Source organism: Pseudodesulfovibrio profundus (genome assembly GCF_900217235.1).
GTDB classification, from domain to species: domain Bacteria; phylum Desulfobacterota; class Desulfovibrionia; order Desulfovibrionales; family Desulfovibrionaceae; genus Pseudodesulfovibrio; species Pseudodesulfovibrio profundus.
This window is the reverse complement of sequence record NZ_LT907975.1, coordinates 2,980,144-2,993,363: the sequence shown is the minus strand read 5'-3', so window position 1 is coordinate 2,993,363 and position 13,220 is coordinate 2,980,144. Positions and strand designations below refer to the sequence as shown.

Here is a 13,220-nt window from a genome sequence, read left to right as displayed (position 1 = left end):
AAGCACTATGCCTCCAGTTGGAGCATGGCACCTGACCGCACATCCGATGAACCGCTGAAGTCCTCCTCATCCACTCGGAAGAAGCCCATGGCTTCCTGAACGGATGCAGCCTGCTGTGCCAGATTTTCTGCCGTGGCCGCCAGTTCTTCCACTGCCGAGGCGTTTGACTGGACAGACTGATCCAACTGCCCCATGGCATCCGTCAGATTGGAAAGCCCACCGTTCTGCTCGACATTGGCGCTACTGATTTCCTGCACCATTTCAGCGGTCTTTCGAATTTCCGGAATCATCCTCTGGAAGAGTTCACCGGCTTCCTCCGCAACTTCCACGCAACGGGACGACAACCCACCGATCTCACCGGCTGCAACACCGCTTCGTTCAGCGAGTTTACGCACCTCGGAAGCAACGACGGCAAATCCCTTACCCGCTTCACCGGCCCGGGCTGCCTCAATGGCCGCGTTCAAGGCGAGCAGATTGGTCTGGCGGGCGATCTCCTCAATGACTGTGATTCGCTCGGCAATATCATGCATGGCCTCAACCGCATTGGTGATGATTTCTCCACCCTTTTCCGCATCGGCAGCGTTGTTGGCTGCAATCTTTTCCGTAATGGATGCGGCCTCGTTCGTCTGTTTGATATTGCTGGCAAACTGGGTCAAGCTCGATGAAACCTCTTCCACGACAGCAGCCTGCTCAGACACGCTTTGGGACAGGTTCTCCGAGGAGGCGCTGACCTCCTCACTGCCCGAAGCGACCGATGCAGTGGCTTCCTGAATAGTACCGATGACCTCGCGCAATCGCTGCGACATCCTTGCCAGAGCCTGGATGATCCTGCCGATTTCATCCGAACGATCCATCTCCATTCTCGTGGTCAATTCGCCCTCAGCCACTTCAGACGCCATACGGACACCCTGATTCAGTGGACCTGTAACCAAGCGGGTGATGACAACCGTCAGCACGACGGCGACCAGGACGGCGAATCCTGCAATGGACATGGACCGGATATTATCCACTGCCGCGGCTTCGAGGACCTCGGCCTCAACCACATCCATCCGCTCATTGGCCCGCTTCACCACCTGCTCAACAATTGGCTCGACCTTGTGCACGGCTTCCCGCAGGCTGGCAACTCCCTGCGCGATCTTTGCATCCTCGTCCACCAGTGCATGGAACGCCTTTTTGTACCGATCCACATACTGTCTCAACTGATCAAGCTCGCCTGTGGAAATGGGCAATCTCTCCATGGCAGCGAGCAGGACTTCGATCTGGTCGTCGACCCGCTGAATATACTTTTGATCCTGACGAAGGAGATAATCCTTCTCGTGTCTGCGCAACATCAACATCTCGGCTATGGCCGTGCTGCTGGTATCGTTCTGAACCGCTTTATCTATATCCTCCAGCATGACTTCCAGATCACCGACAGACTCACGAAACGACCCTTGAAGCCCTTCTTCATGGGTCAAACCGCGCCGTTGCCACATGGCAACCACATTGCCAAATGCCGTATGATATTGGCCTATATACTGTGCAATCTCGCCGGCATTCTTCACCCCTTCCTCATTTCCGGCCATTTTTTCCAGTGCAGCCAACTGCTGCGACTCTTCCCTGATGCTTTCCACAAGTTTGTCGACACGCTCGGGGTATTTCATATCACCGCGAAGAATGAAATCCTTCTCGCTTCGACGACTCTCGAGCATATGGATATCAATATTCTTCGCCGTGGCACGAATGGCTGCAGTGTTATTGACCAGTCGGCCGTAGGCATTCTGTGTGGAACTGAGCGTTACAGCGTAACTGCCGAGCGCGATAACGAAGACGACAACCACAAACCCGAACCCTAATCCCAGTTTGGCTGACATCGGCAGGTTTTCATATAATTTGCGCAACACTTGGTACCCCCTCGTCGTTCAACTCCATCAATGGATCACTTTTTCGTCACAAAACCGAAACACTTTTGTCACTGTTTCGTAACACAGTTATTTGAACGGAAGGAACCGACGAGCGGAAATAATAACCAAGCTAACACGATGGTATATTGATAGCCGCGCTGGTTTGGCTCATCAACAAACTGATTATTCATAGAAAATGAGCAAAGCAAATCAACAGAGCATTAAAAAAAGGGAGCCTCCATACGGAGACTCCCGGGCAGCGCTTCAAACAACATGGGACTAGTCAAACAGCGAGAGGAACTCACCATACCCTTCTGCCTCCAAATCCTCCTTGGGAACGAAGCGAAGGGCAGCCGAGTTGATACAATAACGCAAGCCGGTTGTCTCCGGGCCATCGCTGAACACGTGACCAAGATGGGAATCCGCCTGCTTGCTGCGCACCTCCGTACGGACCATGAACAACTTTCGATCCTGGTGCTCAACTATATTTTCGTTCACGAGCGGACGGTCGAAACTCGGCCAGCCAGTGCCTGATTCATACTTGTGAACCGAAGCAAACAGCGGCTCGCCCGAAACGATATCCACGTAGATGCCGTCCTGCTTGTTGTCCCAGTATTCATTGCGAAATGGTGGTTCTGTGCCGTCTTCCTGGGTCACTTCATACTGCATCGGGGTCAGGGTTTCGCGGAGCGTCGCATCGTCCGGCTTGACAAACCCAGTCAGACCGCTCTTTCCTGTCTCGGGGGCTGCCTTGAAGTTGGCGTCTTCCCCCCATGTCTCCTTGACGTATCGATCACGGCCGGAAAAATAGCGGTACGTCTTATATCGCGCAGGGCTCTTTTGATAGTAATCCTGATGATACTGTTCTGCGTCATAAAACGTCGTAAACTCGATGATGGGCGTCACCACGGGACCATCCAGACGTCCACTCGCCTCCAGATCCTTCTTTGATTCTTCTGCAATCAGCCGCTGCTCATCCGAGTGGTAGAAGATGGCGGATGTGTATTGGAATCCACGGTCACCAAACGATCCACCTTCATCGGTGGGATCAAAATGCTTCCAGTAGTGATCCAGCACTTCCCGATACGTTATGACAGCGGGATCAAAGAATACCTGTACCGCTTCTCGGTGTCCGGTTGAACCGCTTGAGACCTGCTCATAGGACGGGTCGGATTCATCTCCGCCGGCATAGCCGGAAACCGCCTTGACCACACCAGGCAGCTTCTCCATATCCGATTCGACACACCAGAAACATCCTCCGGCGATGGTCGCTATCTCCAGATTATTCGTGTCGATCATGACACTCTCCTTGTCGGTAGCATGTCCCAGAAAGACCAGCCCCATAAGTAATGTCATCAGCCCAATGGCTGGAACGATCAAACGCTTCAGGGACATGATGCTCTCCTTTATTGCTAAAAATAACTTTTACTACCTTTACAAAATAGGACTGCACTGGGTCTGTGTCAAGGCAATCCACAACTGAGAGGTTGCTGTCTCGTTGACAAATATCCCTGCGTAATGTGCTTTAATCTAGGTACAAAGATACGCTTCTGCCGTTGCCATGGTATGATAATCCGTGCATTATCATACCACCTGTCAAGTAAAACGAGTTCGGAGGAGTACGGAATGGCTGAGATTGAATACCGGATTAATGGCGTTGACGTCAGCAAGATCAAGAACAGAAATGAAAAGCGCCTCATTCAGACGATCCCTGAAATTCTGGAAAGCGAGTACGGAGATTATCTCTTCGAACCGCTCGATATTGAAGATATTTACGCTCTGGCCCTAAATATCTTACCGGCACGGTATGTCCAAAAGGGAACGATCATCTTGTCCGAACAGCTATCCAAGGACGACTTGAAAAACAGTATTCGTGAAGCCACGGACCGGGTTCTGGATAACCCGACCAGAGCAGGCAAATAGCCTTCCATCAGACGCTCTCAATCAGGAAAACTGGCCCCGGCCAGTCTAATGAGCCTACTGTATCAAATTGAGCCGTCCTGAAATAGGTTGACGGTTTTTGAAGGTTTCAATCAGGCTGTGGGGCTAGCCCCACAGCCTGATTCGTGTACATCGTTTGGCGTTCTCATTCCTAGGCTGAGATGTGGCCGTTGTGAATTGTATATCTCAACGGATTCCCTCACCAGGGTATTGAGCTCTGCAAAGTCGTTGCATTTGGTGACCATGAACTCTTGCTTCAGAATTCCATTCATCCGTTCCGCCAAGGCATTTTGATAGCAGTCATAGCCATCTGTCATGGAAGGAACCATGCCGGATTCCTGGAGTTTTCTCTGGTAGACCGAAGAAGCGTATTGGAGTCCTCGATCTGAATGGTGAATTGTATTCACCCTCCTTCGCTTGTTTTCAACTGCCGCGTCCAGCGCTTTGGTTGTGCTTTCCGCACTGAGATCCCGGCTCACGTTGTATCCCATTATCTTCCGGCTGAATGCATCTGTCACCAGCGACAGATAGCATGTTTGCTCACGTGTATTCACGTAGGTAATGTCGCTTACGAACACCTGCTCAGGACATCTCGGTTGAACATCTTTCAACAAGTTGGGATGCTTTTTTAGCCAATGCTTCGAGTTGGTTGTCTTTGTATAGTTTTTCCGTCGCTTGATGAGCATATGCTCTCGCCGCAGCAGGGAAAACAACCCATCACGTCCGAGCCTGATTCCCTTTGCGGAAAATGCGTCCTTCAACAGGTGGTACAGCTTTCGAGTCCCAAGGCGGGGCATCCTGGTCCGCACGTTCAGGACCATGGCCTTTGCCTCCTGATACATGGCTTCCCGTGCATCATGGCGCTTTTCAGCCTGATACACGGACTGCCGACTGACCCCGAGCTGCCTGCAACAAGCAGACAAGCTTATTTGTCTTTCTCTCTGAAGACTTCGTGCAGCTCGGGGGTAAGCTTTTTTCTTATAGAAGTCCCAAACTCGCGGTCGGAAATCTCAATCATTTTATTGAGAAGCGCGGTCTTGATCTTTTCTTCCTCAAGCTCTTTCTCCAGCCGTTTGATCTTCTGGACCGGTGTTTCTCTGGCTTTTGGGTCTTTTCGGGAATGTACCATGGACTTGCTCCAATCAAGGGTGCCGTGCTTCCTGAGCCACTTCAGCACAGTGCTTCGCCCTTGAATACCATAAAGAGCCTGAGCCTGCTTGTACGTCATCTCGCCCTTTTCCACCTGTGCCACAACCGACAATTTAAAGGCCATCGTGTAATCGCGTTGGGTGCGTCTAACTCGCTGTTTGGATTTGTCTTCCATAAATAGGTCCTCTGGGTGTCAACCTATTTCAGGACGGGACAAATAAAATAAAAAGGGCGCACCCGTGATCACGGGTGCGCCCTGCTATTTGTGATGACAGGATCGACTATTCAGCCAATCGCTCTTCGTTGCTTTTCTCCATGCCGATGATGAACATCAACAGTGCAGGGATAACGAAGATGGTGAAGATGGTGGACAGGGCCAAACCACCCAGAACAACCGCTCCGAGTCCTCGGTACAACTCGGAACCGGGACCGGGCGCCACAGCCAGCGGCAACATACCGAAGATGGACGTAGCTGCAGACATGTAGATCGGCCGCAAGCGGGTCCGCGTTGCTTCCAGAACGGCTTCCTTATGTGCCATACCGTGTTCTCGAATGTTACCCAGCGATTGGTGCACGATAAGAATCGCGTTGTTAACAACTACACCAATCAGGATAACGAAACCGAGCATGGTCAGGATATCAAGCGGTTGTGGGGCAATGAATATGTTCTCCAGCTTCAGCCCCAGAAATCCTCCGGCACCGGCCAATGGCACGGTGAAGAGAATGATCAACGGGTACAGGAAGTTGCCGAACAGTGCGGACATCAGCAGATAGGTGATGACCACCGCAAGCAGGAAGTTCCACTGCAATGCTTCACGGGTGACGGACAGTTTATCCGCGGCACCGGACAGGCGGACATCCAGCCCTTCCAGCAGCCCCATGTCGCGCACGGCGGGTATCATGTTGTTTTCAATGGTTTCCATGGCCTGCTGCAGCGGCATATCCGCTGGCGGCGTCACCTGCAAGGTAATGGTACGCTGACGCTCCAGGTGACGAATCTGGTTCATGGAGTTGGTTCGCTCAAGCTGCGCAAGAGAACTGACCGGTACAGCCCAGCCATTGGGAACCGCGACCAGCGAGGAATACAGTTCCTCGGGAGTCGATATGTCCGTGGTCGAACCCTTGAGCACCAGATCGATTTTCTTTTTACCCTCTTCCTTGAAATCACCGATAGTCCGGCCATCAAGAATGACGTCGATAGCGGTACCGAGGTCGGCTGTAGAGAGTCCGGCAGCCCTTACGCGATCGCGATTGGGAATGAAACGGACCTCTGGATAGAGCAGTTCCAGCGATGGCACAGGACGAACCTGTGAGCCGGGAATCTGCTGCATGGACATGCCGAACATGGTTCCCGCAGCAGCGACTATCTGTTCCAGCTTGGGACCCGATATATCAACATTGATCACTCGCCCTTCACCCAGCCCCTGCTCGAAGATGGACGCCTGGAGCGATACACCGAACATGCCGGGGATGGAGTTGAGCACCCTATTGAAGAGCGGAGTCAGGTCAGCGGCACGCTCTTCATCCTCGGAGATGGCACCAAAGAGGTTGATGGTCGGCGCAGAGACAAAGAACATATCATCAATGGCCGGGAATGGACCGACCTCTTTGCCGAAGTGCGGACCGGTCTCTTCATACACGAATTCACCGATGGACAGGCGCTCCTCGTAGGAGAGACCCGGCGGCGGGATGAGGATGTTGATGACGAGGTTCCGGTTACCCTGTGGCAGGTATTCCATTTTCGGGAAGAAAGCCCACACGATAAGGATAGATGCCGCAGTCAGACTGAGCACCGTGACAATGCGGTTGAGCGGTTTCGAGATAGCCAGATCCAGCAGGCTGACCAGCATATCGGACAACTTGCCACCCACACGGGTCAGCGGAGCCAGCAGACGTTTGATCAGTGACAGAGCCGCCGGATTACGAGGCCCGTTGTCCACACCCTTTTTCTGCGCACGGCGTTCAGCGATTCCATAGAACTGGCGAGCCAGCATGGGAATGACCAGAACCGAGACAAACAGGGACAGGATGATGGCGCAGGTAACCGCGATGGCGATATCCTTGAACAGCTGTCCGGCTTCCTGCTCCATGAACACAACGGGAAGGAAGACGGCAACCGTGGTCAGCGTCGATGCCAGAACGGCACCCCAAACCTCGCTGGCGCCATCATAGGCAGCGGCCAACGCTTTTTTGCCCATTCCCCGGTGTCGATCGATATTCTCAAGTACGACAATGGCATTATCCACCAACATACCAACGGCAAAGGAGATACCCGCCATGGAAACAACGTTGAGTGTCCTGCCCGCTGCGGCGAACATGATGAACGCACCGACAATGGAAATGGGAATTGCAACAGCAACAATGATCGTTGCCGAGAATGATTGAAGGAAGATGAACAGCACCACAATGGCCAGGATGGAGCCGATGATGATGTTCTTCTGAACCAGCTCGATGGCACCCTCAATATACGGGCGCTGGTCGTAAACCCAGTCCAGCTCAATTTCCTGATCTTTGAGTTTGTGCTCGTTCAAGTCATCGACCACGGCTTTAACCGCAGCGGTCATCTCCAGCACGTTGGTGCCGGACTCGGGTTTGACACCAACGGCCATACCCGGCACGGCGTTGTGCAGCATGGCTACAGTGGGTTTTTCGTGACCACGCTGAACAGTTGCCACATCGCCCAAAGAGAAGCGATGCTGACCGGAGGAAGAGAGAACAATGGACTCAATGTCTTCCGGCGACTTGAATTCGGCTGGTGTGCGAATACGGTAATCTCGACGTCCTACACCCAGCGAACCTGCTGAGATAGAAACGTTTTCCTCTTTGAGGATACCTTCGAGTTCGGTAATCGTCATATTGTACGCGGCCAGACGGACAGGATCGACGATGATCTGCATCTCGTCCTCACGTCCACCACCCACAAACAGATCGGCCACGCCATTGACGCGCTCGATATACTGACGCACTTCGTTTTCAAAGTACGTCCGGTAGGTCTGCACATCACGGTCATTGCCGGGAAGCGTTTTAAGGATCATCCAGATGACCGGCGAGGTCGATGCACCCGTGGCGGACACGATCGGGCGATCGGAACTGTCCGGGTAGTCAGGTACTTCATCTAGCTTGTTGGAAACGCGGAGCAGCGCGCTGTCCACATCGGTGCCGATCTCGAATTTAAGGGTCAATTCTGCCAGCGAGTTGTAGCAGGAGCTTTCCATTTCGATGAGTCCGGGGATACCCTTGAGAACCTTTTCCTGTTCCTCAACGATATCTCGCTCGATCTCAAAGGGCGTTGCCCCCTGCCAGGTCGTGGAAACCGTGATGACCGGTTCGGTCACGTTGGGCGACAACTGGTATGGCAGCGTTGCCAGAGCAATACCGCCGAACATGACCACGAGGATCACGCCGACGAGTACGGCTACCGGCTTGTCAATTGCGGCTTTGACTATATCCATATATTTTACCTATTGAGCGTTTTTTTGTTCGGCTTGTTGGGGAGCTACGGCCTGTCCGGGGCGCAAGCGCTCGTTCCCTTTGATGACCACATCCATGCCTTCCTTGAGCTTGGGCGACTTCACGCCAGCCTGCAGGCCTCGATAGCCGACAACATATACCGGCATGGAAACGGCCTTGCCGTCCAGAACGGCCCATACCACCTGCTGGCCGTGGAAGGAGATGATGGCATCACGAGGAACGATCATGGTAGCGCCACCGAGCCCGCGAGGCAGGATCACACGGGCTTCCATGCCTTCGGCCAGAGCGCCGTTGTTCTCGACACGAATCTTGACCGGGAATGTACGAGTGGCGACATCACCTTTGGGAACCACGGCAAAGACTTCACCTGGCAACTGTTCACCGCCGAGGTTGATCCCTACCTTGAGTCCGGGCTTGACCACGCCGAATGCTTCACGCGGGGCGTTGACGACCACTTCGTATTCATCATCACGGGCAGTGACCACGACCACGGACCCCACGGACATCCACTCGCCACGGTTGGCTTTGACGTCGATGACAATCCCGTCGTAGGGAGCGCGAATGACTTTCTTGGCCGCTTCTTCAAGCAGTTGACCCAAGGCAGCCTGTTGCGCTTCATATTCGTAGAGCAACCCTTCGGCGTTCAGTCGTTTGGAGTCGAACTCACCTTCGGAAACCGAACGGGACTTGAAGAGAGAGGACACGCGGTCCGATTCCAGTTTGGCGGATTCGTACGCGGCCTTGGCCTGCTTCATCTTGGCCCTGGCGCGGCTGATGCTCTTATCAAGAAGTGAAGAGGAAAGACGGACCAGAATGTCCCCTTTCTTCACACGCTGTCCGTCTTTTACCTTGATATCTATGACCTTACCGGTAACTTCCGATGCAACATTGGAAATTTCGGTAAAAAAGACTGTCCCGATAAACTCGGACTGCGGTGCCATGTCACCAGTGATCACCTTGTCGACCACAACCGGTGACGGTGGCGCTTCTCCACCTTTCTGGGCTGCGGCAGGCGCTGCCATTCCCAGAATAATCAATACCATGATCATATATTTCAACACGTTTTTCATGTGTAGTTTCTCCATTAATCGTTATGAGATTCGCACGAACAGTCCAAGGTTGGTTCGATTATCTGCCACAACACCCGCTTGCAGATTGCCAACTCTTCGGGATCGACATGTTGCGTCAGCCTATCGCGATTATTCACCGCAATATCGACTGTAGCTTCCAGCAGTTCCCTTCCCTTGTCCGTAATATACAAATACTTGATGCGACGATCGTTTTCACAGGCTTCGCGTCTGACATACCCGCGCTTCTCCAGCGCAGCCACCAGTCGCGACACCCCGGTTTTTTCCTGTGACAACAGTTCGCAAAGCTCGCCCTGAGACAAGCCATCCAATTTGTATAGCGGAATAAGCGCCCGCCACTGTTCAACCGTTACGTCGATATCAGCGGAGGCAAACAGACCTGCCAGATCATTCGTCATGAGCCTGGAGACTTTCCAGCTCAGGAAGCCAAGAGACTCCCGTGGTTTCAGTTTCTCAAAAAGCATGGCGATTGTTGTATGCGCAACTAAGTTGTCGGTCAACCACTTTTCATTACGCCACGACTTGCAATAATGCGAGTATAGCTTTACTGTCCCGCCATGGAACGATTTACCGCAGACCTCCACATCCATTCGCGTTTTTCCAGGGCCACCAGCAAAAACCTGACCATCCGCAGCCTCGCTGCATGGGGCCGCGTCAAGGGCCTTCATGTGCTCGGGACAGGGGACTTCACCCACCCGGAGTGGCTGGCGGAAATAGAAGAACAACTACACGACGACGGCAGTGGTCTCTTCGTGCTGCGGGACAGCAAGGGCCTGGAAGAGGAAATCCCTTCCTTTGACGGTGAGATTCCCGGTCGCACGCGGTTCATGCTGCAGACCGAGATCAGTTCCATATATAAGCGTGGCGGCAAAGTGCGCAAAGTGCACAACCTTGTCTACATGCCCAATCTCGACGCCGTGCACCGATTCAATGAACAGCTCGACGCAATCGGCAATCTGGCCTCTGACGGCCGCCCCATTCTCGGACTGGACAGCCGCGACCTGCTGGATATCGTGCTTGAGTGCCACCCGCAGGCGTTTCTGGTCCCTGCACATATTTGGACGCCGTGGTTTTCCCTGTTCGGCTCCAAATCCGGCTTCAATTCAATAAAAGAGTGCTTCGGCGATTATTCCCAGGAAATTTTCGCCATGGAGACCGGCCTCTCGTCCGACCCGGAAATGAACTGGACCTGGAGCGAGCTGGACCGCATCAAGCTGATCTCCAACTCCGACGCCCACTCCGGTGAAAAGCTGGGGCGCGAAGCCAACCTGTTCCGCGGAGAGATGTCTTACGAAGGCATCTACCGTGCGTTGCGCAGCGAAGGATTGGGACACAAATTTCTCGGTACGGTGGAGTTCTTTCCCGAAGAAGGCAAATACCACATGGACGGCCACCGCAAATGCGGCGTGACCATGGACCCCCACGAGACCATGGCCCGAGGCGGCATCTGCCCCGTCTGCGGCAAGCCGGTGACCGTGGGCGTATACAACCGCGTGCTGGAGCTTGCCGACAGGCAGGAACCGGTCAAGCCGCCGGGAGCCGCCAATTTCACCTCCCTGATTCCGCTCAAGGAAGTACTGTCCGAGGTGGTCGGCGTCGGTCCCAACTCCAAAAAGGTCAACACGCTCTACATGCAGCTGATCAAGGAATTCGGGACGGAAATGGACATTCTGCAGCGAGTGCCTGCGGAAGATCTGAACCGGTACTCCTGTCACCTCGGCGAAGGGTTGACCCGCATGCGAGAGGGTAATGTCCTCCGCAAGCCCGGATATGACGGTGAATTTGGCGTCATATCCGTATTCAACGAAAAAGAACGGGCAGAGATCAAGAATGGCGCCAGCCTGATCGCCAAGCCCAAACGAAAAAAGAAACAAACAAAAAACGCGGAACCTGAGGAAGCTGTGTGCACGCCTTTTACCCAAACTGTTGAAGAGACCAAACCGCTCACCTACAACACTGCACAGCAGGCTGCGATCAACGCAGGTCCTGGTCCTGTTCTTGTTCTGGCAGGCCCTGGAACCGGAAAGACCCAGACCCTCATGGGCCGTATCTCGCGTCTTATCGATGAGGGGGTGACTCCCCGCCGCATTCTGGCCCTGACATTTACCCGGCGCGCTGCCCAGGAAATGCGCACCCGCCTGAAGGCCCTCCGCGGAGAAGATGCGGAAATGCCACAGGCCGGCACGCTCCACGCCCTGTGTTTCGACTACTGGAAACACGCCTACAACGAGACCCCAGTCGTACTGCCGGAATCAGCCGCCAAAAAGCTGTTTGCCGATGTGAACCCGGAATTGAACGGGAAGAATCTCAATCACTACTGGAACAAGTACAACGTCGGGCGCGAGCAACTGGCTCCCCTTTCCAGCGATCTCGAAGATGCCCATATCAATTACGGCAATCAGAAGAACCATTGGGACTTGGTGGACTACACCGACCTGCTGGAGTTCATGCTCGAACAATCCGGCGCTCCGACTTTCAAGATGCCCTACACCCACGTTCTGGTGGATGAGGTGCAGGACCTTTCGCCGTTGCAGTTGGCTGTCATCCGCGGCATTGCAGGCGAATCCGGCAACGGCGTATTCTGCATCGGCGATCCCCGCCAGTCCATTTACGGCTTCCGCGGCGCAGTGGGGGACGTTGGCAATCGACTGGGCGAAATCTGGGATAAACTCGAGACCATCACCCTGAGTGAGAACTACCGCTCCGGCCAGAAGATTCTCGACTGCTCCGGCGCCCTGTTCCCGGACGATCCGCCCCTGCACGCCAATCTCGACATCGATGCCACCATTCATTTCTTTGAAGCTCCCGACGACGTTCGGGAAGCGACCTGGATCAGTGACAAGATCAAGGGCCTCATCGGTGCCACTTCGCACTCCATCTCCGATGCTGAGGGACATGGCGAGCTTGCCCCGGGCGACATCGCCGTACTGGTGCGCTTCAAAGCGCTGATTCCCATTCTGGAGAAAGCCCTGAAACGGGCCGGTATCCCGTGCTCCACCCCGGAGCTTGACGGATTCTGGCAGGAACCGCGTGTGGCCTCCATTCTCAAGGCTGCCCAACGTTTTCTGGGCATGTCATTGGAAGGACCGGACGAAAGCGACGATAATGAGTTCGTTGACATCCCCGATCATATCCTGGCCAAAGGCCCGGTCGGACTGGCCGCCTACCTGTCAGAGACACCGCCCTACGATCAGTTTTTCTGGGAAAGCCGTCAGTTCAAAGAGCTGAAAAAAGCCTTTGATGAACGCGGCGGCTGGCAGGGACTGGTCACCTGGGTATCCCTCCAGACCGAGCTGGAATTGATCCGACGCACTTCGGAAAAAGTTCAGATAATGACGCTGCATGCATCCAAGGGATTGGAATTCGACGCTGTTTTCATGCCTGCCTGTGAAGAGGGAATTCTGCCCTTTGCCGGTATGGACCTGCTCACCGCCAAGATTACTTTGACCCCCGGTCGCGGTCAGCGCTTCCACGAAGAACGACGCCTGATGTACGTGGGCATGAGCCGCGCCAAACGCAATCTCTACATCAGCCGATCCAGTCAGCGTAAGCTCTACGGTAAGACCCTGAATCTCCCCAGATCCCGCTATCTTCGCGAGATTCCGGAAAAACTTGTGACCCGTTCCACATTGTCAGCAAAAAGGGTCACCAAGGAAAAGCAGCTCGGTCTGCTGGATTAGTTAGAGTG

At 54.0% G+C, this 13,220-nt stretch carries 8 protein-coding genes; 2 read left to right on the top strand and 6 right to left on the bottom strand.

Features of this window, described 5'->3' with window-relative positions:
* Positions 1 to 5: 5 nt before the first annotated feature.
* Both DPRO_RS14125 and msrB read right to left on the bottom strand, forming a co-directional pair.
* Positions 6 to 1,883, bottom strand: a complete 1,878-nt coding sequence (locus tag DPRO_RS14125) for a methyl-accepting chemotaxis protein (RefSeq protein WP_097012638.1) — start codon at positions 1,881 to 1,883, stop codon at positions 6 to 8.
* Positions 1,884 to 2,162: 279 nt separating this feature from the next.
* Positions 2,163 to 3,278, bottom strand: coding sequence for a peptide-methionine (R)-S-oxide reductase MsrB (gene msrB / locus DPRO_RS14120; RefSeq protein ID WP_097012637.1), 1,116 nt, complete (start codon positions 3,276 to 3,278; stop codon positions 2,163 to 2,165).
* A gap of 231 nt (positions 3,279 to 3,509) precedes the next feature.
* On the opposite strand from msrB, the gene DPRO_RS14115 reads away from it, so the two are divergent.
* Positions 3,510 to 3,806, top strand: a complete 297-nt coding sequence (locus tag DPRO_RS14115; protein ID WP_097012636.1) for a late competence development ComFB family protein — start codon at positions 3,510 to 3,512, stop codon at positions 3,804 to 3,806.
* Positions 3,807 to 3,916: 110 nt separating this feature from the next.
* Here the strand turns inward: DPRO_RS14115 and DPRO_RS14110 are convergent.
* The 4 genes from DPRO_RS14110 to DPRO_RS14095 form a co-directional block, all read right to left on the bottom strand.
* A protein-coding gene (locus DPRO_RS14110; RefSeq protein ID WP_097010824.1) for an IS3 family transposase occupies positions 3,917 to 5,148 on the bottom strand; the annotation gives its coding sequence in 2 pieces (ribosomal slippage) (positions 3,917 to 4,794 and positions 4,794 to 5,148; 1,233 coding nt in all).
* Positions 5,149 to 5,254: 106 nt separating this feature from the next.
* Complete coding sequence (locus DPRO_RS14105; protein ID WP_097012635.1) at positions 5,255 to 8,425, bottom strand: efflux RND transporter permease subunit; 3,171 nt, start codon at positions 8,423 to 8,425, stop codon at positions 5,255 to 5,257.
* 9 nt (positions 8,426 to 8,434) lie between these two features.
* The gene (locus DPRO_RS14100) at positions 8,435 to 9,514 is read right to left on the bottom strand and encodes an efflux RND transporter periplasmic adaptor subunit (RefSeq protein WP_097012634.1); all 1,080 of its coding nucleotides are present in this window, start codon (positions 9,512 to 9,514) and stop codon (positions 8,435 to 8,437) included.
* Positions 9,515 to 9,528: 14 nt separating this feature from the next.
* The gene (locus DPRO_RS14095; protein WP_097013766.1) at positions 9,529 to 9,996 is read right to left on the bottom strand and encodes a MarR family winged helix-turn-helix transcriptional regulator; all 468 of its coding nucleotides are present in this window, start codon (positions 9,994 to 9,996) and stop codon (positions 9,529 to 9,531) included.
* A 93-nt stretch (positions 9,997 to 10,089) separates the two neighbouring features.
* On the opposite strand from DPRO_RS14095, the gene DPRO_RS14090 reads away from it, so the two are divergent.
* Entirely contained in the window at positions 10,090 to 13,212 is a 3,123-nt protein-coding gene (locus DPRO_RS14090) for a UvrD-helicase domain-containing protein (protein WP_097012633.1), read from the top strand.
* Positions 13,213 to 13,220 lie beyond the last annotated feature (8 nt).